Here is a 21801-nt window from a genome sequence, read left to right on the forward strand (position 1 = left end):
TAAAACGCTAATCGGTAGTATAGACATCATTTTCTAAAAAAATTATAACTTAAAAACTTAAAAAAATCATTAAAAATGATCAGTATCTTTTTGTGCTTTTTTAGCACAGAAAGAAAAAAAGGGAGAATTTTGAATTTGATCAAATATTCTCTCTATTTTAATGTCATTAAATTGACGACATTGACCCATACACATACTCCTTTCTTCTTCATATGTTCATTATAACATAGTTTGAAAGCGCTTAACATTAAATTTATTTGTTTATCAAAACAAAAAAAGATTATCAGAATCACTAATAATCTCCTCTTTGATGAAATTCTTTTTTATTACCACTGATTTGATGTCTTTCTCTCAATTTCTCTTCTATATCCTCAACCTGAATACCTTGTTGATACATCAAAACCAATACATGATAAAATAAATCACTGATTTCACCAATTAATTCTTCTTGATTGTTGTTTTTTGCTGCAATAATTGTTTCACTGGCTTCTTCGCCTACTTTTTTACAGATTTTATCAACACCCTGTTCCAATAAATAATTTGTATATGATTTTTCAATAGGATGTACCTGTCGATCAGCAATGACATCATAAACTTCATGAAAAATATTCTTTTCAAAAATGTAAGGTATGACTTCCTGAAAGAAACATGAATAAGCTCCAGTATGACAGGCTGCTCCAACCTGTTCAACCAGAATCAGTAAAGTATCCTCATCACAATCTAAATACATCCCTTGAATATATTGGAAATGTCCAGATGTTTCTCCTTTATGCCAAAGTTCCTGACGTGAACGTGAATAAAAATAAGTTTCTTTGGTTGTCAACATTCTTTCATAAGCCTCTTCATTGACATAAGCTAACATCAATACATCCTTTGTTTTGACATCTTGTACAATCGCTGGGATTAACCCATTTCCTTTTTCAAAATCTGGTTTCATCAATTCTCAATTCCTCCTTACTGGAATGTGATGACTGGCACATAATGCTTTCACATCATCAATAGTTGCTTCCTGATAGTGAAATAAAGAAGCTGCCAAGGCCCCATCACAATTTGTTTTTTCAAATACTTCCACAATATCTTCCTGATTCCCACAACCACCACTGGCTATGACGGGAATAGAAACAACGTCAAGGACTGCATTTAACATATTAATATCGAATCCATCACGGGTTCCATCTTTATCCATAGATGTCAATAAAATCTCACCAGCTCCCAGCTGCTCACATTGTTGAACCCATGTGATTAAATCCAATCCCGTATTTTTTCTACCACCAGCCATATAGACATCATAACCACTTTGATCATCACGCATCTTGGCATCAATTGCTACAACGACACACTGCACACCAAATTCATCTGCAGCCTGTTGGATCAATTGTGGATTTAAAATCGCTGCTGAATTGATAGAGACTTTATCTGCCCCACTGGATAAAATCATACGAAAATCATCTAAAGTACGGATGCCCCCACCGACAGTTAATGGAATCGACAATTCACTGGCTGCACGTTGAATCAAATCTTTGATAATATCACGATTTTCATAAGTTGCTGTGATATCTAAAAAAACAACTTCATCAGCACATTGTTCATCATATCTTTTCGCAATTTCAATAGGATCACCCACATTTTTTAATCCTACAAAATTCACTCCTTTGACAACCATACCATCTTTAATATCTAAACAGGGAATGATTCTTTTGGCAAGCATGATATCACCTCTTTCAAGTCAATCTGACCTTCATAATAAGCTTTTCCAACAATACAGCCATAATAACCTTGTCTGGCTGCTTCCAAAATATCTTCAGCTCCTTTTACGCCGCCAGAAACAATGCAATGTAAAGATGTTGTGTCTTTGATTTTTTGATAGATGGGAAATGATGGTCCCTGTAATGTACCATCTTTAGAAATATCTGTACACACAATATATTGAACTCCCATTTTTTCTAATTCCTGTAAAAAATCTAAGTAATATATCTGTGTATTGACAAGCCATCCTGAAGTTGATACAAATCTATCTTTGATATCCACGCCCACAACAATACGTTTAGCTCCATATTTCTTTAAAGCTGTTTTTAAAAATTCAGGATTTTCAATAGCTGCCGTACCTAAAATCACACGATCAATCCCTATTTTTTCTAAGTATAGTTCTACGGTATCCATCGTTCGAATGCCACCACCGACTTCAATAGGAATAGAGATGGTCTGACGAATTTTTTGAATTGTTGAAAGATTTGTTGTTGTCCCATCTTTAGCCCCATCTAAATCTACCACATGTAAATAATTGGCTCCCATATTCTGAAACTGTAAAGCCAGTGTTTCTGGTGATGAAGAATAGACTGTTTTTTGTTGATAATCACCTTTATATAAACGCACTGCCTCACCATCTTTTAAATCAATTGCTGGAATAATAATCATTGCACCATCTCCTTAAACGCTAATAAAATTTTTCTTCCGACTGCACCACTTTTTTCAGGATGGAACTGACATCCCATGACATGATCTTTTGCGACAACAGCCGTAATCTTGGCTTGTCCATATTCACAACAGGCAATGAGTTCATCATCGGTTGGATAGGCCATATAAGAATGAACAAAATAAACATAATCCCCATTTTTTATATTTTTCATTAAGGGATGATCTTGTGTGAGAATCAGTTCATTCCATCCCATATGTGGGATTTTGGCCTGCACATCCATCAGTTTGACTTCACCTTTTAAAAAGCCTAATCCTTCCGTTGGAGTCACTTCATAACCTTTTTCAAATAAAATTTGCATTCCTAAACAGATTCCCAATATTGGAATACCCGCTTCTTTTCTTTCTTTTAAAATATCAATCAGATCATATTTCTTTAAATGTTCCATCGCTACTGGAAATGTTCCTACACCAGGCAGTACAATTCCCTTGGCCTGTCGAATCACATCGTGATCTCGACTCACCACAACATCCATACCAAGTTTCAAAAAAGCATTTTGCACACTCATTAAATTTCCAACATGATAATCAATAATCACAATCATCTTATAAAACTCCTTTTGATGACACAATCTGATCTTGATGATTTTCATCAATACTGACAGCCTGTTTTAATGCACGTGCAAAGCTTTTAAACATCGCTTCAATAATATGATGTGTATTTTCACCATAGCTTTCATGAATATGCAAAGTCATCATAGCATGATCACTGACTGCTTTAAAAAACTCTTTTGTCATCTCCGTTTCATATTGACCAAGTTTCATACAAGGCAATTGTGCATGATAAACAAGGTAAGGACGACCACTTAAATCAAGTGTTGTTGTGACGAGTGCTTCATCCATGACAATAGCCATTTGACCATAGCGATAAATGCCTTTTTTATCACCTAATGCTTCTTTGATACATTCTCCTAAAACAATTCCTAAATCTTCTATTGTATGATGACTATCAACGTTTAAATCACCATGACAAATCACTTTTAAATCAAAACCACTATGGAAAGCCCATAATTCAAGCATATGATCCATAAATCCAATACCTGTATCAATTTGAGCTATCCCTTGCCCATCTAGATTTAAGGACATATCAATAGATGTTTCTCTTGTTTCACGCTTTATTTGACTTTTTCTCATATGTATCCTCCTCAAATCTCACTGCAACACTATTGGCATGTCCGTCTAATCCTTCTTTTTTGGCAAATGTGATGACATCATCTTTCAATGCTTCTAAAGCTGCTTTTGGATAATAACTGTATGATGAGTATTTCACAAAATCATAAACACCTAAAGCACTATAAAATTTAGCTGTTCCTCCGGTTGGTAAAACATGATTTGTTCCTGACATATAATCACCAAGTGGTTCTGGTGTATATTCACCTAAAAATATAGATCCAGCATTATGAATCAGTGGTAAAGTATTCATTGGATTTTCTACAAGCACTTCAAGATGTTCAGGCGCAAACTCATTAGAAACCTGAAAAGCTTCTTCAATTGAATTCACAATAAATGCTCCACCATAGTTCTGTAACGATTCTTCAATAATTTCTGTTCTTGGTAATAACTGTATCTGTCGTTTCAACTCTTCATTGACCTTTTCAACAAGTGAAGGCGATGTTGTGACCAAAAGAGCACTGGCTAAACGATCATGTTCCGCCTGACTCATTAAATCGGCTGCAATATATTTAGGATTGGCTTTGTCATCTGCCACGATTAAAATCTCACTAGGTCCAGCAATCATATCAATGTCTACTCGGCCATAACAGCATTTTTTAGCTGTCGCTACATAAATATTGCCTGGTCCGACAATTTTATCAACTTTTGGTAAGGTTGCCGTTCCTATCGCAACTCCAGCAACACCATGAGCGCCCCCTACCTTATAAATTTCATCAATCCCACAAACATAGGCTGCTGCCAGAATGCTAGGATTCACTTTTCCATCAGCTTTTACTGGCGTGATGATAATTAGGTTTTGAACTCCTGCAAGCTTTGCAGGAATTGCATTCATCATAACAGTTGATGGATACGTTGCTGTTCCTCCTGGTACATATAAAGCCACTTTTTCTAAGCCTCGTACCAACTGTCCCATCATGACACCATTTTCCTTATATAATGACCATGATTTATCCACCTGATGTTGATGAAAAGCTATTAACTGTTCTTTAGTACGCTCTAAAATACGCATAAAGTCTTTACCAACACTTGTGACACCATCCAAGATTTCTTGTTTTGAGACAATCAAATCTTTAGGATTATCAATCATGAAGCCATCTAAATCTCGACAATACTTCATTAATGCCTGATCTCCATTTTTTTCAACATCCTCAATCATATTCATGACAGTATCATTGACCTGTTTGGTTATTTCAGTTTTACGTGATGAAAACTTTTGCACAACATCCTTAAACTGCCCTTGTAAATCATAAACTTTTAACATCTTATTACTCCCCTTTCAATTTATAAATCAAATCAAAGATTTCTTCTTTTTTAAATTTTAAACTCACTTTATTGACAATCATTTTTGTAGAAATATCACTGATTTTTTCAATAACCTCTAAACCATTGGCTTTAAGCGTTGAACCTGTTTCTACAATATCCACAATAGCATCACTTAATCCCACAACAGGCCCCAGTTCTACTGAACCTTCCAGCTTTATGATTTCAACATCTTCCTGTTTTTGGTTAAAATAATCCTTAGCCACTTTGGTATATTTAGAAGCAATACGTTTACGACGATGAAAAACTTTATCTTTGTAACCAGGATAAGCAGCGACTGCAAAATAACATTTTCCTATATCCAAATCCAACATTTCATAATAATCCTGGAAATCACTATCTTCTAAAGTATCTTTTCCCACAAAACCGACATCAACGATCCCATGTTCTAAAAAAGTCAAAACATCATTGGCTTTCGCAAAAATCATTGATAAACCATCAGGAGTTTCAATCATGAGTTCACGGTCTTTATGAAAAATAGGTTCCATATCAAATCCCTGTTTTGATAACAATTGACAAACCTGCTTTTCAATACGCCCTTTTGTAATGGCTATTTTAATCATGCTTCTTCCTCCTTTTCTAAAGCTTTGAGAATATGACTTAAATCATAACTAAATCCAATTGCAGGAACCTGCCTTTGAAAATGATTCATGAGTTTATCATAACGTCCACCATTCATAATAGGTTCAGCACTATAAGGCGAATACCCCTTTAACATAATACCTGTATAATATTTCATCATTGGCGTCATAGCTAAATCAAAGGTTAAAATGTCTTTCATCTTTGATTGTTGATATAAATGAATGCACTCTTCAATAGCCTCTTTTAATAATGGATCATCTATCAGTGATTGAACCTGATATAAAACTTGAATATCACCAAAAGCTTGAGGTAACATCAACAACAAATCATGGAGATGACTATCAAAATGATGACTCTCTACAAAGTCTTTCATAGCACTTAAATCACGTCTTTTTAATATATTGACGAATTTCTCATCATCCACTATTTCAACTAAACGGTTATAAAATTGAGCCGATCCCATTTCAATACGTAATGTCTTTAATCTTAAACACTGCATTGTTTCTAAAACAAGCTCTAAGCATTCTAAATCTCCCGCAACACCTGCTTTTCCAAGCAATTCAATACCTGCCTGAAAAAATTCACTGCTTCTTCCTTTATGTCTTTTTTCTTTACGATAAACCTTCCCAAAATAACAATATCTTTTTTCACCATTTTCTTTTTGTGAGCTATACAATCTTGCTAGTGGAACTGTAAAATCCACTCTCAATGCCACTCTTTTTCCTTCATAATTGATATATTGAAACATCTTTTCTTCATCAATTCCAATATCCATATCATTATAAAGCTCCACATATTCAAATGATGGCATTAAAACTTCTAAATAACCATGTTCAACAAAAATATGTCTTAAATCATTTTCTATATCTCTTAACTTAGACACATTATTCATAATGGCATCAATACTTTCTTCAGGTATTAAATATTTAAACTCTTCCATGTCAATCCCCCTTTAACAAAAAAGACGAGTCTTAATGACTCGTCCAAACCTTCTATAAGTCATTAGATACACCCATTTATAAAGTATATGCAAAACGGGCTGTATCTTTCATAGATATAACCCTATGTGTTCCAATGGTGATGGCGATGAAATTGTTGATTTAAAATTGTCTTTTTCATAAATATCACCTCATTTTTTATCATTTTAACACACTTTAATAAATAAAAAAAGAATTTTTTGAAAATTCTTTTTTTACCATGCATTTTCCACAACCTGATGACCATCAATGCAATAAAGATAGTCAGTTGTTTGACGTGTTTCATATTCACCATTATTGGTAGGATGATCAGTTGGCATATAACTTATATCATAAAGTCTTGTTCCAATATAATCATGACCATATTTCTTCATGAAAATGATTTCTTGAAACGTCTGACTTTCTTCAACAGAAGAATCAACTCGCCTATTAATATAAATACCATATTCATCATTATTTTGATGATAAATCAACATTGATAAAATTTGGACATCTAGAATAGTTCCTTCTTCATTATTCATTCGTGTGATTTCCCTATCCAATGACTTAATCACTCGATAAATATCAGTATTTTCGTCATGAACTTTCACAACATCCTGTGTAGACTGGAAAGATGTCATATCATCTTGTTGGATAGCTTGTTGATAAGCCTGATATCTTTGTTGATCTTGTTTTTCTCTTCTTTTTTCTATTTCTGATTTTTCTTCTGGCTGTGATGGTGAAGCTGTCACTGTTTCATTGTCTTGGTTCTCTTCTTGACTTTTCTTTTCCTCATTTTCTATATGGTTATCTTGAGAAGTAACATCATTCATATAATCTTCTTGTAAAACAACTGTGTGTCCTCTATCTAACTGATAAAGTTCACATCGAAAATCTTTGAATTGAATGATATAAGGATGCTGTAACTTGACATATAACATATGATCACCAATCAACTCTGCCTGATAAGGTTTTGAATTGATTTTAATGACATTTTTATCAATCGCTATATTGATATCCTGATGACTATAAGAACTACCCTCATATTCCTCATATAAATCTTGAAGTGTTTGGTGTGGTGTCGTTAAACTATAGAATTGATATTGTTGCTGACTTTCAACATACACAACATCATGAAAAGTTCCAATATCATCTATCGAATCTACATACATCAAGGTCGCATCTTTTCCAAACACATAAGCAACATCACGATAAATCTGAACCCCATTCACATCTTCACGATAAGCTATAGCACCTTGATCAACAAGCAATTGTGTCACATGTGTCATTGGAGACATCAATGACCAAAATGCTACTATTACAGATACTGTATAAAAAACAATCTTATACTTCTTCAATATATTCGCTAAAAAAACACAAATAAAGATAAAAGCAAGAGTCCCTATATCTCCAAATAATCGACTAATATCAATAATCGTTGTTGAAGTCGATAGACAATAAATAATACCCCCTACTATTTTCATTATAATAATGACACCAAAAAGCATATCTATCATCAATAGCATAAAAGATATTCTTCCAATCTTGGTTGTTTTTTGATTAATCAATTGAGAATATGAATCTTTTAATTGATTGAAAAGAGTTTTCTGATACTCTAAAACAACGATATCATTTTCAAATTCCAAATAAATAACGCGACGCAGTAAATGAATTTTTATTAACTGATGAAAATCAAAAACTTTATCCTGATAAACAAAACATTGGTTTTCATCAACATCCACAACTTCACTCTTTAATCTTTTCAAATCAAAAAAGCTTTTTATATTTTGAATATAGCTTGCTATTAAAACAATTATAATGATGAAAAACAAAAGAAAAAACATGATATAAAAATGATAAGTGATCATGACAACTGGTAAACTGCATAAAAACAAAGCCCCTATCAAATAGTATTTTTGATTGTTTTGTTGTGTTTTCCAAGAAGCTCTATCTATTATTTTTTTCACATGAAGTTTCATTGGCTATCTTCTCTTTCTTTGAGATAGACAGACAAGCGATTTTTCTAAAGCACCTATATATTGACTGATCACTCCACATTTAACCATCAATAAAAAATAAATATTTTTCTTTTCTTCACTTAAGCTTTCAAAATGAGCCTGTCCTTTTGCTATCACTATATCCACCTTATGATAGATTTCAAGAAACTCTTCACTGACACGTGAAAGAACTGTTCCTAATGAACTATCACCATTAGATATAATGGTTGCATATTCATCAATACCTACCTGATAGGCATCTTCTAATATAGAATCATTAACCACAGCTGCTCCTCTTGTCGCAAAATACAATGTAATATCAGGATTGATATCCTTGATTCTTTTCAACAATAATTTATCTAAACAGATTTCTCCACAATTATCTCCCAAATATAATAAAGATGAAGAAGTCTTAATATCAGCTTTTAAATCTTCAATATGATCAATAGTCAAGGATAACTGATCTATATTTTGAAAATACTTTGTTACATCTTGTTTTACATTTTGATGAAGAGGACTAAAATCTATAATATTTCCTACTATTGCATATTTAACAGCCTCTTCAAAAGAATGAATCTGGTTATCTAATTGATTCAGTTGTTTTAAAAACATCTGATTATAATCATGTCTTAACTGATAGTAAGGATCATCATGATGAATATACGCTTTGACCATGGCAAAAACTTCACCTATAATTTCAGGGTTTGTTTTTGTAAAATCAACCTGACTCATATAGGCAAAAAACTGGTGAAACAATTCATCCTGATCCAGACATCCTGTCATACTTGCCATCTTGACAACCTGATTAACCAGACATGGTAAACATTGTTTATTCATTTTCATTGGTTTTATCCTCTTGAGTGAACTCATTATAAGCTTCTAAAAAAGCATCACTATTAAAAACATAGATATGACTTGTTTTTTGATGCTCAACAATAATATGATGCTTAGACTTTTTTTGAATGGATTGAATATTTTGATAAGGAATCAATGTTGGTAACATAGCTGCAACTTTCCACTCATAAATCATCATTTCATTATCAAATAAAATAATCTTATATCTTGCAGTCATTAATAAAAGTGCAATCAATGATAATAAAAGACAACCTATGGCCTGTGGTAAAGCTTTTTGCATAAAAGCATAAAGACTCAAAATCATCAATATAATAAATAAGAAAAGACAAAATAAAAATGTACGATATTCTTTAAATTTTTTCATCATTTTTTATCACCTCTTGTAGTTTAACATATTTTATAAAGAATGAAAACTTTATTCATAACATTATAAAAAATTATTATTTTCAAAACAAATCTATCATTTAATTCTATTTATACTAAAAAATAAGAATTATTTTATCTAAATTTCAAAAAATGTAATAATTTTTTATTAAAATGCTTGTTTTTTATTTATCATTGTATATAATAAGTTCAAGGAGGATTCAAACTATGAAATATATTGAAAGAGTTTTAGAAGATGTAAAAAGAAAAAATGCTGATCAGCCTGAATTTATTCAAGCTGTAGAAGAAGTCTTGGAAAGCTTAGAACCTGTTATTGAAGCTCATCCTGAATACGAGGATATGGCTATTTTAGAAAGATTGGTAGAACCTGATAGAGCCATTATGTTCAAAGTCCCTTGGCAAGATGATCAGGGAAAAGTTCATGTCAATAGAGGATATCGTGTTCAATTCTCAAATGCGATTGGACCATATAAAGGTGGTTTAAGATTACATCCATCTGTTAATTTAGGAATTATTAAATTCTTAGGTTTTGAACAAATCTTTAAAAATTCATTAACAACTTTACCAATTGGTGGAGGTAAAGGTGGTTCTGATTTCGATCCACAAGGAAAATCAGACAATGAAATCATGCGTTTCTGTCAATCATTTATGACTGAATTATATCGTCATATTGGACCAGACGTTGACGTACCTGCTGGGGATATTGGAACAGGTGCCAGAGAAATTGGATATATGTATGGACAATATAAAAGAATCAGAGGAGCCTATGAAAATGGTGTCTTAACTGGTAAACCATTACCATATGGTGGATCTTTAATTCGACCTGAAGCAACTGGATTTGGTGCTGTTTATTATGGTAAAGAAGTTTTAAAACACTTTAATGATTCTTATGAAGGTAAAACAATTGCATGTTCAGGTTATGGAAATGTTGCCTGGGGTGTATGTTTAAAAGCAAGAGAATATGGTGCAAAAGTTGTATCTATTTCTGGTAGAGATGGGTATGTTTATGATCCTGATGGAATTACAACTGATGAAAAGATTGATTTCTTATTAAAAATCAGAAGTTCAAATGATGTCAAACTTAAAGATTATGCTGAAAAATTTGGATGTGAATTCCATGCTGGTGAAAAACCATGGGGATTAAAAGTTGATATGGCTTTCCCATGTGCAACACAAAATGAAATTGGATTAGAAGAAGCTAAACAATTGGTTGCTAATGGAGTGAAATATATTATTGAAGGTGCTAACATGCCTACAACACCTGAAGCCATTACTTACTTCTTAGAAAATGGTGGAACTTTAGGACCTGCAAAAGCAGCAAATGCTGGTGGAGTTGCTGTATCTGCATTAGAAATGGCTCAAAACTCTATGCGTTATAGCTGGAGCGCTGAAGAAGTTGATCAGAAATTACATGATATCATGGTTGATATTCATGACTCTTCAGTCAAAGCTGCTCAAAAATATGGTTTAGGTTACGACTTAATTAAAGGAGCTAATATTGCTGGATTTGAAAAGGTTGTAGCTGCTATGATTTCTCAAGGAATCTATTAATAAAAAAAGATTGTCAAGATATCATTGATATTTAGACAATCTTTTTTATTTTCATAAATAAAGCATCATACTTATTAACGATTCTTACGATAACTTAACAATAATGGTATGACATTCACCACAAAAGAACCTATTACAAATATCCATAGCATCATAGATAATGTTGGTGCAACATCTGCAATAGCACTCCAATCCCCTGCTAAACTCCAAGACGCTATCATTTGATACTGAGCGCAAAGTGTCAATGCCATCAAGAATAAGGAAAGAACCATAAAAATATGATAATTTTTACCAGCGTTATACATATACAAATTCAATAAAGTCATGATAAGAGTTAATATTCCAAATATAATCCACATATATTTCTCCTTTTAAAAAATAGGAAACATTGCTGTTTCCTATTATTCTTCAACAGGTAATTCTTTTAATTCTTCCTCACCTGTTACATATTTTAAAATGGCAATAGCTGCATCTTTTGGTCCTTGATGTTCGTTTCCTTTAATACCTAAACGTGTACGCAACTGACCAACTTTTACACCTTGCTTAAACATTCTTTTAAAATAATCCTGTAAAATAGGTTCAGTCTGTTCTCTTCTTTGAACTGGTCCAAATGGATTCGCAAAATAGCTTCCTACAAGTCCATATTCTGTTGTTGTTCCTTTTGCCATACGATTTCCTGCTCTAAAGACTTCTAAAGCTTCTTCTGGTGTATCAAAGAAACTTAATGCTTCACCATCTTCATCATAGTTATTTGCATATAAGAACAAATCAACATCATGTTTTGCCACAACATCTTTATAGTCTGTAATTGGAATGACAATACGTGCATTGACTTTATCTGGATTCATAAAGACTGAACGGTCTAATTCTTTAAAGCTATATCCTGCATCCAAGTCATCTAATCTGACAAAAGCTCCAATTTCAGTTCCTGAAGTCTTCACTTTTCCTTTATCACCAAGTGAAAGTACTCCCATATCATCATAGATTGTCTTTAAGTCTGTAATATAAGCAGCTCCAATCACTTTAATCTGTTCAATTGTTTCACTCTTACCAGCTCCACTATCACCCATAACAACGATATTTTTTGTTTCACCATTATGAAGTGTCATTTTAACCATAGCTCCATGGATTGGTAATTCACGATGATTAATCTTTTGAACATTATGCAATGTTAAACACATTTTTTTCATATATCCAAAATAATCAAAATCATCACTTGCTGATAATAAAGCAACAATCATATCATTAGATTCATCCTGATAGAAAGCCTGATTCATTTCACCATCTTCATAACCATAAACATAAATTAAATCTGGTTTACGATTACGATATTCAGATTCATCAGCCAAATCAAACAAGTTACATAATGTTACACCTTGTGCCATAAATTTCACGTTAAAGTAAACAAAACATAACAAATCTCCTACTTTTGCAGGATAACATAACCATGATTCTGCATCGAACTTTTTATCTTCAATAGGATTTGTTTTGATTTCTGGAAAGACTCCATCACGTTTATTACGTTTAGAATAAGCAATAAATGGTGGATGAATAACAACAGATTCAATAAATGGAATTTCATCTAAATTACGATATTCATATGGTAAAAATGGTCGCATATGTGTTACAGCTAAACCAGCATTTACCCCTGCAGTAATCTGACGTAAAACTTTATCTTTCTTTCCAATCGCTGATTGAATAGAACGATAAACTTCTAATACCAATTCTTCAAATTCACTTTGTGCATCAGCAAACTGAACATTTTGATAACCTGCTCTTTTTGTTTCATTAAAAACAATTGCATATCTTTGTAAACGACGCCAGAATAAATAAATATCTTCAACCAAAGCAATAAACATATCACGATCTTTAAAATATGCTTTTGTCTGAGAACGCATAGCACAAACTTCTTCTACTGACATGACTAATAATAATTTAAAAACATCTCTTAAATCTCTTAATAAGTCAACATCATCTTCTTCAATAGCATGTAAATATTCATAAATAGTTGTATCAGTTCTTTTAATATGTTTAATATATTTTTCTAAAACTTTCGCAAAAGACTCACTTTCAATTAATTGACAACGACTTTGACAGAATTCTTCAGAAAAATTTAAAATTGCATTACCACGAGTAATATTAAATTTATATGCCATATTTTCACCCTTTCCTTTGAGAGATGTTTTTCCATCTTTCAAATATGAATCAATTCTATCAAAAAAATGCCATCTTGACTACAAAAATCATAAAATTTATGAAATGATAGCGGTTTTATTTTCTATTTTGATTTGATTTTCATTTTTTAACAGTATTTTTTCTATATAATAGACAGAAAGGTATATATTTTTATGAGAAATATAAATATGTTGATTATTTTTACTTACATTTATACAATTTCCATTATATCTGATTTCATCTCTTCCAAAATCAATATGATAAGTCACATCATGTAATTGATAAACCATCGTATGTTTACCATAGTCAACATAGACCTTGGCATTTTGATCTTGAATCACAAACCAGTTATATAAATCATTAAGAGATAAATAATATTGATTATCTTTTTGAAATCCTTTGAAATCAAATGTATAGATTTTCTCATCTTTATGATATGTGCCTATATAAGTTGTCATAGCTCCTTGATATTCATAATAACGACTTCGATGACAATACATATATCCAATCGTCCCAATGAGTAAACATAAAATCACACCAACTAATAATACACGTTCATATCTTAATTTTTTCATAAAACCTCCCAAAAGAAAAAGGTCTTATCAAAAGACCTTAAAAAAGACACGACCAACAACCTGATCATCAAAATCAATATATCCTATATTTCTAGAGTCAACACTGTGATTACGATTATCCCCCATCACAAAAATCTTACCTTCTGGAATATCATAAGAAAAATCTTCATTACCTTCCATAGGTCCATTGATATAATCTTCATTCAGTAATTGACCATTACGATAAAGCTGATTATCTTTCATTTCAAGATGATCACCTGGCAACCCAACAATTCTTTTAATAATCTGATCTTCACCCTCAACCACATGATACTTCACAACAACAATATCATTATAAGAGGGTTTCCCTCTTTTATAAAAGAATTTATCAACCAAAATGATATTTCCATTTTGATAAGTCGGCTCCATTGATGAACCCACAACTCTTGATATCTGAACAAAATATAGAACACCCAGTGTGAAAACCACTGTTATAATAATGACTTTGATATATTCTAATAAAGATTTTTTAAAATCACTTTTTTCCATTTTTCTCGCCTCTGATGTATTATAGCATACTATTTTCCATCTTTTAAGCGTGTTCTTAATTTTGTCACAATTTTCTTTTCTAATCGAGAAACCTGTACTTGAGAAATACCTAAATATTTCGCAATTTTATCTTGATTATAATCCAATTGATAACGCATATAAATAATCATTTTTTCTTTATCATCCAGTTTTTCCATTTCCATTTCTAAAGCAATCTTTTCAAACCACATTTCATCACTTTTATCAATCAGACGGTCTTCTACACTGATCGTCGATCCATCTTTTTCATAAATTGGTTCATTTAATGATGTTGGATAATAAGAAGCATCTATGGCTTCTACAACGTCCTGTGGTTCAACACCTAAATACTTGGCGACATCTTCAATCGTTGGTTCCTGATTGTTTTGACTTTGCAGGTATTCTTTTGCTTTGGTGACTTTAATATTTAATTCTTTTAAAGAACGAGAAACTTTAATGGTTCCATCATCTCTAAAATAGCGTTTAATTTCGCCCATAATAATGGGTACTGCATAGGTTGAAAACTGAACCTGATATGATGTATCAAAATGATTAATAGCCTTCATCAAACCAATACAGCCAATCTGAAATAAATCCTCTTTATCATAATAACTATTTTTAAATCTATGCACAATTGACCAAACTAATCCTAAATTATCTTTAACGACCTCTTCTTTAGCCTGTTCATCCCCTAAACGGACTTTTTTTAAAAGATCCAATGTTTTAGATTGTGTCATGATTCTTTAAACTTTTTGTGATGATAAGTTTTGTTCCTATATTGACAACACTTTCTATTTCTAACTGATCCGCCAGTGTTTCAATAATGGTTAATCCCATTCCTGCATGTTCAAGGTCTTTTGCAGTTGTATAAAAAGGTGCTTTGACTTCTTCTAAATTTTCAATCCCCTTACCATAATCCTGTACAATCAGTTGAACCTGACGTCCATCAATCTTCATTTTCATAACCACAGAACATTCTGTATTTTGATTATAACCATGAATAATAGCATTACTGACTGCTTCTGATACAATTGTTTTCCATTCAATAATTTCATCAATAGTTGGATTTAAAGGTGTTAAAAAAGCCGCTACCGTTGTTCTGGCAAAATTTTCATTATCCAAGATAGCGCTAAAACTGACTTCCATTTGATTCATAACGTTCCCTCCTTTAAATTTTCTATTGATTCATAATAAGGCATAATCTGAAACATTCCTGTTAATTCAAAAAGACGATAAGCCACAGGATTTAATCCTGTTAAAATCAGTGTACGATGTTCAAATTTCAACTGATTATAACGTCCTAGTACAAGTCCTATGCCTGAACTATCTATAAAAGATGTATTTTGAAAATCAAAAATTACATCTTCTTCACTCTCATCTATCAAATCACTTAACTGTCCACGATAAACCGGTGCCATAACACTATCAATTTCACCATAAAAATGAACAATAATCAGATGATTTGCTTTTTCAATCTCTATATGATTATCCATATCTCTTCCTCCTTCTTTGGTATCATATACCAATTCCAAATGAAAAAAAATCGTTTCGCTAAAACTAGAAGTTATTCAACAAAACTAGAATATTTATGCAAAATAAAAAATCCATCACAAGATAGATTTTTAAAGTAAAACTTTGAGTTGATTGACGACTTTTTCTACAAAAGATAAGGCTTCAACATCCGTTTTCACAGTAACATCAAAAGAACCAATGTTGACATCTCCACGCATCAATAACAGATGACCAACCACTTCACCTTTTTTTAATGGTGGCACAAGATTTGTATAATTCATCTGATAAGTGACTTTGGTCGTATCATTTTTATCTTGAACATACTGAATATCAACTTTTGCTATGATTTCCACTTGAGATACACGGGCATTATCAATGTTAACTTTTTCAATGACATCATTCTTTTGAAATAAAGTGATGTTTTCGTATAAAGAAAATCCATAATCCAAGAGTTGTGATACTTCCTGATTTCTGACTTTAGGATCACTTTCTTTTAAAACAATCGCTATTAATCTTAAACCATTTCTTTTGGCAGTTGAAACAATGCAATAGCCTGCTTCTTTGGTATAACCTGTTTTTAATCCATCAGCTCCTTGATAAGATTTCAATAACTTATTCGTATTCACAAGCCAAAACTTATGAGCAGTATCTTCACGGATGTAACTATCGTATAAAGAAGTTGTCTGTAATAAACGTTCTCCACCCATTTCTATTAAATAGGCGGCCATTGTCCCTAAATCCAAGGCACATGTATAATGATTATCATCATGTAAACCAGTAGGATTCACAAAGTGAGTATTCACCAATTTGAGTTCCTTCGCTTTTTCATTCATCATTTTCACAAAATTATCATTCGTTCCAGCAATACGTTCTCCAATCATCACACAGGCATCATTAGCAGAAGCAATACTAATCGCTTTAAACAAATCTGCGACACTCATTTTTTCTCCTTCTTCCAGATAAATCTGACTACCACCCATACTGGCTGCATAGGCACTGCATGTCAATTCTTCATCCCATTTTAAACTGCCTTTTTCAATAGCTTCAAAAAGTAAAATCATGGTCATAATCTTTGTGGTAGAAGCTGGAAAAAGCTTTTCTTTTTCATGATTTGAATAAAGAACCTGTCGACTTGATGCTTCCATTAATAAGGATGCTGAAGCATTTGGTGCTAATTTTAATTCTTCTCCATGAACCGGTGTTATCTGGAGACATAATACAAAGACACATAAACAAATCAAGCATTTTTTTATCATCAAAACACCTCAATTTATTATATGAAAAAAAGCGAAAAACAGTCCATTTTTACAAAGATTGTTTATGCTTACTTCAACAAAAAAACTTATTCTATTCACTTCATTCATTTTTGTATTAAAATGATAACAAATCATAAAAACCACATATCTCATAAAAATGAGAAATGTTGATCTCATTTATTATGTAGACATATTAACAAAACAAATCATTTGTACAATTTGTTGAAATAATGAGTTTATATGTCGAAAAATATCGTTTTTACAAAGTTTTAGACTTACATGTCTGAAACTATTGTTTTTTATATTTTCGGATATAATATATAAAAAAGATAGGAGGAATTTCATGACTAAGCTTATAAACCGTCCCGAATATTGAAATCAGCTCATTTCAAACAAAGATATTCATCTTGTTAAAATTGTAACTGGTATTTGCAGATGTGGGAATAATGTAAAGTTTTACATAATGGTAAAAATAATTTTATCAATGGATAGAAGCTATATTAAATCCTATGAGGGTATCAAATCTTTATATCTCATTGATTGGCTCTTATCTTAAAAATGCAAGATGGTAATCCACCTTGCATTTTTTATATATCCAAAGATAATTGTCTGTTTTTATAACTTTTTTGTTTAGCCTGCTTGATGATATCATCTTCATGAACATGTCCTATCAGCAATGGAGATAAAGGATCATGAAGTTGATAGTTCTCCATAACTTTTTGCTTATTTTCATTTGCATAACAATATAAACAACCATGTGGGCATGTATTATATTCCCCTATGTCACGACTTGGATAACAATGACAATGTTGTCTTAAAGGCTGACTAGACACAGATATAAAATCATATCCTGTTATATCTTTGAGTATTCTCGCATTCAAACAACTTTGTGATAAAACACCATACTCTGAAAAATCATATGGTTCTGCACACATTTGAATCTGAAATTGATATTTTTTAGCAATCTGTACAAAAGCTTTTACTAGCTGTTGTTGCCAAAACAAAGGAACTTCCTGAATACCAGGAAAGTTTCTTTTTGTTTTTTGATAAAGATCAATAAAACTGATCACACAATGATGAACATAACCTTGAAGCTGAGAGAGGATATCTTCAAAATAATAAAGATGCTTCTCTATTGTATATTCCTGATTGATAAAAATAGGATCATATCTGATGCTAACAGATTGCTTTCCTAATTGAGAAGATAGCTTTTGAATGTCTGATATGACATTTTGATAATCAGGAACATGAGGCTCTATATCGCGACCATAAGGCGTTATGGTCACATAGAAATAAGAAGGATAAGGCTTCAGTTTATCTAAACGAGATAATATAGGTCGAGGATTTTTTGTACAGAAAATAAAACAATCAACAACATCCTCATTAATCAAATATTTGGTAATCTGGGTTGGATAATAAGGATTTCTCACATAGACATATCCTTCTTTGATACGTTGAAATAACCAGTCACTATAAAAAGCAACGATATCTGTGCGACCACTTATATTAAAAATCATCGTCTACTTACCAGTTGGTATAAAAGGAACAATACTATTGGCGACTGTTGATATTGGCATTGTCTGTAAAACGACACGTCCTGGTCCTGTAATCACTGTATTGAATAAACCTTCGCCACCTAATAATTTATTTTTCATGCCTGGTACACTTTGTATTGCCAATTGACACGTCGCATCCATGATAGCCAGATTTCCTGAATCAACAATCAGCTGTTGCCCTGCTTCTAGCTGATATTCAACCGTTGCGCCATCAAGTTCAATAAATGCAATACCATGTCCCGATAAACGACTCATGACAAAACCTTCACCACCAAAAAGACCTGTAGATACTTTTTTATTAAAGAATACACTTCTTTCTACTGTTTCTTCACATGCCAGAACAGATGATTTTTGGACAACGATTTCCTGTCCAGGTGCAATATCATATTTACGAATTTCACCAGGAAATGAAGAACCAAAAGCAATTTTACCAGCTTCTCTAGCCTGATAGACATTTAAAAACATTGTTTCACCTGAAAACATTCTCCCAAAAGCTTTCCCTATACCACCGCTTGTTGTTTCCATCGTCATACATGGATCCATCCAAACCATAGCTCCACTATCACTCACCATTTTTTCTCCCTTTTCTAATTCACAAATGACAACTGGAAAAGGTGTTCCTTGAATTTCATATTTCATTCTATACTTCCCTCACTTTCTAAAGTTTTTATAATCAGTTCTGCTGTTTTTTGATGTGATGCTAGAGGAACCTGATGCACATCACAAACACGCATTAAAGCATTAATATCTGGTTCATGTGGCTGTGCTGTCAAAGGATCTCTAAAGAAAATGACAAAGTCCATTTTTCCTTCTCCCACATATCCTCCAATCTGCTGATCTCCACCATATGGCCCAGATAAACAGCGATGAACTTTCAAATCTGTATTTTCCATAATTTTAAGTCCTGTTGTTCCTGTCGCAAATAACGAATGCTGTTTAAAAAAAGATTCATGTTTTTTCACAAATTCAATCATTTCCTGTTTTTTAGAATCATGTGCTATCAAAGCTATATTCATCCCTATCACCTCCTATTTTTATTATACATGAAAAAAAGCCTTCATCAAAATGAAAGCTTATAAAATATGTTTTTCAATAAATTTTCCAATACCATCATGATCATTATCGTCAGTGATATAATCAGCGACACTCTTTGTCTTGTCACTACCATTCGCCATGACAACACCCACACCAGCATGAAGTGTCATATCATAATCATTATCAGCATCTCCAAATGTACATAATTGTTCCATTGAAATATCATGCATTGCCATAACTTCCTGTAATCCATGTGTTTTTGTGACTCTTGGATCCATATATTCATATAAAACACTGGCTGTTTTTAAAGAAGATGATTTATATTTATCATTTGAAAATGTCTGACTTCTTTCCACAACTTTATCCATATATTCAGGATTACAGATAATAATCAGTTTAGGACGTGGTTCCTTTAAGAATTCATCAAAATCCACAACCTCATAAGGCACACGATCATCCCTAGATAACATTTGAATATAATCATCATCTTTTGGTGCATACAATACACCTTGATATGGCACTGCAAAATTGACATCCATATCTTCATAATGATGAATAATGTCTTTAATCAGTTCTCCATCCAGTGGATAGCTTGATTTATCGACTTGAAGAGTATAATCATAAATTTCAGCGCCACCTGTTCCTACAATTGCATCTACCAAACCATCAATACCCCAAATATTTAAAAGCGTTTTGACACTATGCACATCTCTACCAGTTGATAAACCAAATAAAATTCCTTTTTCTCTTGCTTTTTTAATCATTTCTACTGTCATTGGTGAAACAATTCCTTGACTATTTAATAATGTTCCATCAACATCACACATAATTGCTTTAACATCCATAAATGAAACCTTCTAAATATAATATTTTGTATAATAATAAATACGTAAAACATCAAAAATCATCATCATCTGATAATTGAATTGAATACCATCAAAACGTCCTGGGACCTGAATCACATATTGTGCTCCTAAATCATTTTTATTTTTATATTTAACATTTTGTGTCAATAACACAATTTGAGCATCCTGGATATTTTGATGCGCACTTTCTTTTAAATAATCATGCAATGTTCTTCCTGTTGCACTCATAAAAATAACGACATCATCTTTTTGGAATTGAAAATCTTTCACAAAATGATGATATTGAATCACTTCTTTACCAAAAGTAATAAAATCCGTCTGGAATTCTACAGCAATACTTGTTGGATACAAAGCTCCAATAAGAATCACACGTTTATTTTTAAATATAAGTTCACAGATTAATTCTAATTCCTTCACAAGATTTTCTTTATCATAAGATGAATCTAATTGTTCAATTAATCCAGCAGCAGAAACACCTAACATACGTGCACGAATCTGAGAAACACGAAGCATATAATCCGCAATCAGTTCGTCTTGAAAATCTTCATATGTCTGGAAACCTAAGTGACGACAGAAATCTAAAATCTCATCTTCACTAAAATGCCCTTCCTCTATGACCCTTTGCAATGAATAATCTTCCATCTCCACATAATGATGAACAATAAACAATCCAATGCGATACATATGGTCATCATCTAAACATCCATTTAAATACTTTAAAATTCTTGATAAAACAATGTCCATAAAGAAGCCTCCTTATCTGATAATTTTATTATAATCCTTTTTTATCAAAAAACATGTTTTTTTCTCAAATAGATAGAAGACATAATGATTGTATCAAAAATAATAATCAAATACTTATTTTTCTATGAAAATTTAACTTCAGTTAAATGTTGGTAATTGATTTTAACTCCATAAAAACGGTGTTAAAGCCCTTTAAAATAAAACATGATATTTTCATCAGTGCTATACTTATATCGAGGTGAAGAT

25 protein-coding genes are annotated in these 21801 nt (G+C 32.1%); 1 reads left to right on the forward strand and 24 read right to left on the reverse strand.

Annotated features, from left to right (window positions below):
• Nucleotides 1–292: 292 nt before the first annotated feature.
• From hisIE to B5E79_RS11455, 11 genes are all read right to left on the reverse strand, one after another.
• Nucleotides 293–937: a bifunctional phosphoribosyl-AMP cyclohydrolase/phosphoribosyl-ATP diphosphatase HisIE gene (gene hisIE, locus B5E79_RS11405; RefSeq protein WP_087298105.1), complete on the reverse strand. Its 645-nt coding sequence runs from the start codon at nt 935–937 to the stop codon at nt 293–295.
• 6 nt (nt 938–943) lie between these two features.
• Nucleotides 944–1708: an imidazole glycerol phosphate synthase subunit HisF gene (hisF, locus tag B5E79_RS11410; protein WP_087298106.1), complete on the reverse strand. Its 765-nt coding sequence runs from the start codon at nt 1706–1708 to the stop codon at nt 944–946.
• The gene (hisA, locus tag B5E79_RS11415) at nt 1678–2415 is read right to left on the reverse strand and encodes a 1-(5-phosphoribosyl)-5-[(5-phosphoribosylamino)methylideneamino]imidazole-4-carboxamide isomerase (protein ID WP_087298107.1); all 738 of its coding nucleotides are present in this window, start codon (nt 2413–2415) and stop codon (nt 1678–1680) included. The genes hisF and hisA overlap by 31 nt, the downstream gene beginning before the upstream one ends.
• Nucleotides 2412–3017, reverse strand: coding sequence for an imidazole glycerol phosphate synthase subunit HisH (hisH, locus tag B5E79_RS11420; protein ID WP_087243281.1), 606 nt, complete (start codon nt 3015–3017; stop codon nt 2412–2414). Before hisH ends, hisA begins: the two co-directional genes overlap by 4 nt.
• Nucleotide 3018: 1 nt before the next feature.
• Nucleotides 3019–3606, reverse strand: a complete 588-nt coding sequence (gene hisB / locus B5E79_RS11425) for an imidazoleglycerol-phosphate dehydratase HisB (RefSeq protein WP_087298108.1) — start codon at nt 3604–3606, stop codon at nt 3019–3021.
• Nucleotides 3581–4906: a histidinol dehydrogenase gene (gene hisD, locus B5E79_RS11430; RefSeq protein ID WP_087298109.1), complete on the reverse strand. Its 1326-nt coding sequence runs from the start codon at nt 4904–4906 to the stop codon at nt 3581–3583. The genes hisB and hisD overlap by 26 nt, the downstream gene beginning before the upstream one ends.
• A 4-nt stretch (nt 4907–4910) precedes the next feature.
• Nucleotides 4911–5528: an ATP phosphoribosyltransferase gene (gene hisG / locus B5E79_RS11435; RefSeq protein ID WP_087243284.1), complete on the reverse strand. Its 618-nt coding sequence runs from the start codon at nt 5526–5528 to the stop codon at nt 4911–4913.
• Nucleotides 5525–6487 (reverse strand): ATP phosphoribosyltransferase regulatory subunit, encoded by a 963-nt coding sequence (locus B5E79_RS11440; protein WP_087243285.1) that lies wholly within the window; start codon nt 6485–6487, stop codon nt 5525–5527. Before B5E79_RS11440 ends, hisG begins: the two co-directional genes overlap by 4 nt.
• A gap of 252 nt (nt 6488–6739) precedes the next feature.
• Nucleotides 6740–8482 (reverse strand): hypothetical protein, encoded by a 1743-nt coding sequence (locus B5E79_RS11445; protein ID WP_087298110.1) that lies wholly within the window; start codon nt 8480–8482, stop codon nt 6740–6742.
• Nucleotides 8483–8485: 3 nt separating this feature from the next.
• Complete coding sequence (locus B5E79_RS11450; protein WP_087298111.1) at nt 8486–9343, reverse strand: damage-control phosphatase ARMT1 family protein; 858 nt, start codon at nt 9341–9343, stop codon at nt 8486–8488.
• Nucleotides 9330–9722, reverse strand: coding sequence for a hypothetical protein (locus tag B5E79_RS11455; protein ID WP_087298112.1), 393 nt, complete (start codon nt 9720–9722; stop codon nt 9330–9332). The genes B5E79_RS11450 and B5E79_RS11455 overlap by 14 nt, the downstream gene beginning before the upstream one ends.
• Before the next feature lie 224 nt (nt 9723–9946).
• Here B5E79_RS11455 and gdhA point away from each other — a divergent pair, with 224 nt between their 5' ends.
• Nucleotides 9947–11290: an NADP-specific glutamate dehydrogenase gene (gene gdhA / locus B5E79_RS11460; protein ID WP_087243289.1), complete on the forward strand. Its 1344-nt coding sequence runs from the start codon at nt 9947–9949 to the stop codon at nt 11288–11290.
• A 74-nt stretch (nt 11291–11364) separates the two neighbouring features.
• On the opposite strand, the gene B5E79_RS11465 is transcribed toward gdhA, so the two are convergent.
• The 13 genes from B5E79_RS11465 to B5E79_RS11525 form a co-directional block, all read right to left on the reverse strand.
• Entirely contained in the window at nt 11365–11649 is a 285-nt protein-coding gene (locus tag B5E79_RS11465; RefSeq protein ID WP_087298113.1) for a hypothetical protein, read from the reverse strand.
• A gap of 42 nt (nt 11650–11691) precedes the next feature.
• The gene (locus B5E79_RS11470; protein ID WP_087243361.1) at nt 11692–13446 is read right to left on the reverse strand and encodes a phosphoenolpyruvate carboxykinase; all 1755 of its coding nucleotides are present in this window, start codon (nt 13444–13446) and stop codon (nt 11692–11694) included.
• 96 nt (nt 13447–13542) lie between these two features.
• Nucleotides 13543–14040 carry a hypothetical protein gene (locus B5E79_RS11475; RefSeq protein WP_087298114.1) on the reverse strand — a complete coding sequence of 166 codons (498 nt, stop codon included), beginning with the start codon at nt 14038–14040 and terminating at the stop codon, nt 13543–13545.
• A gap of 27 nt (nt 14041–14067) precedes the next feature.
• Entirely contained in the window at nt 14068–14568 is a 501-nt protein-coding gene (gene lepB / locus B5E79_RS11480; RefSeq protein WP_087298115.1) for a signal peptidase I, read from the reverse strand.
• Nucleotides 14569–14597: 29 nt separating this feature from the next.
• Entirely contained in the window at nt 14598–15323 is a 726-nt protein-coding gene (locus B5E79_RS11485) for a SigB/SigF/SigG family RNA polymerase sigma factor (protein WP_087243293.1), read from the reverse strand.
• Nucleotides 15310–15741 carry an anti-sigma F factor gene (gene spoIIAB / locus B5E79_RS11490; RefSeq protein ID WP_087243294.1) on the reverse strand — a complete coding sequence of 144 codons (432 nt, stop codon included), beginning with the start codon at nt 15739–15741 and terminating at the stop codon, nt 15310–15312. The genes B5E79_RS11485 and spoIIAB overlap by 14 nt, the downstream gene beginning before the upstream one ends.
• Nucleotides 15738–16079 carry an STAS domain-containing protein gene (locus B5E79_RS11495; protein ID WP_087243295.1) on the reverse strand — a complete coding sequence of 114 codons (342 nt, stop codon included), beginning with the start codon at nt 16077–16079 and terminating at the stop codon, nt 15738–15740. The genes spoIIAB and B5E79_RS11495 overlap by 4 nt, the downstream gene beginning before the upstream one ends.
• 129 nt (nt 16080–16208) lie before the next feature.
• Nucleotides 16209–17354 (reverse strand): D-alanyl-D-alanine carboxypeptidase family protein, encoded by a 1146-nt coding sequence (locus tag B5E79_RS11500; RefSeq protein ID WP_087298116.1) that lies wholly within the window; start codon nt 17352–17354, stop codon nt 16209–16211.
• Nucleotides 17355–17941: 587 nt separating this feature from the next.
• Nucleotides 17942–18871 (reverse strand): DUF1848 domain-containing protein, encoded by a 930-nt coding sequence (locus B5E79_RS11505; protein ID WP_087298117.1) that lies wholly within the window; start codon nt 18869–18871, stop codon nt 17942–17944.
• A gap of 3 nt (nt 18872–18874) precedes the next feature.
• On the reverse strand, nt 18875–19549 hold the full coding sequence (locus tag B5E79_RS11510) for a TIGR00266 family protein (RefSeq protein WP_087298118.1): 675 nt from the start codon (nt 19547–19549) through the stop codon (nt 18875–18877).
• Nucleotides 19546–19926, reverse strand: a complete 381-nt coding sequence (gene mgsA, locus B5E79_RS11515; protein WP_087298119.1) for a methylglyoxal synthase — start codon at nt 19924–19926, stop codon at nt 19546–19548. The genes B5E79_RS11510 and mgsA overlap by 4 nt, the downstream gene beginning before the upstream one ends.
• 57 nt (nt 19927–19983) lie before the next feature.
• Nucleotides 19984–20790, reverse strand: coding sequence for a Cof-type HAD-IIB family hydrolase (locus tag B5E79_RS11520; protein ID WP_087243300.1), 807 nt, complete (start codon nt 20788–20790; stop codon nt 19984–19986).
• Nucleotides 20791–20802: 12 nt separating this feature from the next.
• Nucleotides 20803–21555, reverse strand: a complete 753-nt coding sequence (locus tag B5E79_RS11525; RefSeq protein ID WP_087298120.1) for a MurR/RpiR family transcriptional regulator — start codon at nt 21553–21555, stop codon at nt 20803–20805.
• Between the last annotated feature and the right edge of the window lie 246 nt (nt 21556–21801).

The organism is Massilimicrobiota sp. An134, assembly GCF_002160815.1.
GTDB classification, from domain to species: Bacteria; Bacillota_I; Bacilli_A; order Erysipelotrichales; family Coprobacillaceae; genus Allocoprobacillus; species Allocoprobacillus merdigallinarum.

Bases quoted from the DNA above. Each gene is read 5' to 3' on its own strand.
- hisIE (WP_087298105.1), bottom strand. From the start codon at position 937: ATGAAACCAGATTTTGAAAAAGGAAATGGGTTAATCCCAGCGATTGTA.
- hisF (WP_087298106.1), bottom strand. From the start codon at position 1,708: ATGCTTGCCAAAAGAATCATTCCCTGTTTAGATATTAAAGATGGTATG.
- hisA (WP_087298107.1), bottom strand. From the start codon at position 2,415: ATGATTATTATTCCAGCAATTGATTTAAAAGATGGTGAGGCAGTGCGT.
- hisH (WP_087243281.1), bottom strand. From the start codon at position 3,017: ATGATTGTGATTATTGATTATCATGTTGGAAATTTAATGAGTGTGCAA.
- hisB (WP_087298108.1), bottom strand. From the start codon at position 3,606: ATGAGAAAAAGTCAAATAAAGCGTGAAACAAGAGAAACATCTATTGAT.
- hisD (WP_087298109.1), bottom strand. From the start codon at position 4,906: ATGTTAAAAGTTTATGATTTACAAGGGCAGTTTAAGGATGTTGTGCAA.
- hisG (WP_087243284.1), bottom strand. From the start codon at position 5,528: ATGATTAAAATAGCCATTACAAAAGGGCGTATTGAAAAGCAGGTTTGT.
- B5E79_RS11440 (WP_087243285.1), bottom strand. From the start codon at position 6,487: ATGGAAGAGTTTAAATATTTAATACCTGAAGAAAGTATTGATGCCATT.
- B5E79_RS11445 (WP_087298110.1), bottom strand. From the start codon at position 8,482: ATGAAACTTCATGTGAAAAAAATAATAGATAGAGCTTCTTGGAAAACA.
- B5E79_RS11450 (WP_087298111.1), bottom strand. From the start codon at position 9,343: ATGAAAATGAATAAACAATGTTTACCATGTCTGGTTAATCAGGTTGTC.
- B5E79_RS11455 (WP_087298112.1), bottom strand. From the start codon at position 9,722: ATGATGAAAAAATTTAAAGAATATCGTACATTTTTATTTTGTCTTTTC.
- gdhA (WP_087243289.1), top strand. From the start codon at position 9,947: ATGAAATATATTGAAAGAGTTTTAGAAGATGTAAAAAGAAAAAATGCT.
- B5E79_RS11465 (WP_087298113.1), bottom strand. From the start codon at position 11,649: ATGTGGATTATATTTGGAATATTAACTCTTATCATGACTTTATTGAAT.
- B5E79_RS11470 (WP_087243361.1), bottom strand. From the start codon at position 13,446: ATGGCATATAAATTTAATATTACTCGTGGTAATGCAATTTTAAATTTT.
- B5E79_RS11475 (WP_087298114.1), bottom strand. From the start codon at position 14,040: ATGAAAAAATTAAGATATGAACGTGTATTATTAGTTGGTGTGATTTTA.
- lepB (WP_087298115.1), bottom strand. From the start codon at position 14,568: ATGGAAAAAAGTGATTTTAAAAAATCTTTATTAGAATATATCAAAGTC.
- B5E79_RS11485 (WP_087243293.1), bottom strand. From the start codon at position 15,323: ATGACACAATCTAAAACATTGGATCTTTTAAAAAAAGTCCGTTTAGGG.
- spoIIAB (WP_087243294.1), bottom strand. From the start codon at position 15,741: ATGAATCAAATGGAAGTCAGTTTTAGCGCTATCTTGGATAATGAAAAT.
- B5E79_RS11495 (WP_087243295.1), bottom strand. From the start codon at position 16,079: ATGGATAATCATATAGAGATTGAAAAAGCAAATCATCTGATTATTGTT.
- B5E79_RS11500 (WP_087298116.1), bottom strand. From the start codon at position 17,354: ATGATAAAAAAATGCTTGATTTGTTTATGTGTCTTTGTATTATGTCTC.
- B5E79_RS11505 (WP_087298117.1), bottom strand. From the start codon at position 18,871: ATGATTTTTAATATAAGTGGTCGCACAGATATCGTTGCTTTTTATAGT.
- B5E79_RS11510 (WP_087298118.1), bottom strand. From the start codon at position 19,549: ATGAAATATGAAATTCAAGGAACACCTTTTCCAGTTGTCATTTGTGAA.
- mgsA (WP_087298119.1), bottom strand. From the start codon at position 19,926: ATGAATATAGCTTTGATAGCACATGATTCTAAAAAACAGGAAATGATT.
- B5E79_RS11520 (WP_087243300.1), bottom strand. From the start codon at position 20,790: ATGGATGTTAAAGCAATTATGTGTGATGTTGATGGAACATTATTAAAT.
- B5E79_RS11525 (WP_087298120.1), bottom strand. From the start codon at position 21,555: ATGGACATTGTTTTATCAAGAATTTTAAAGTATTTAAATGGATGTTTA.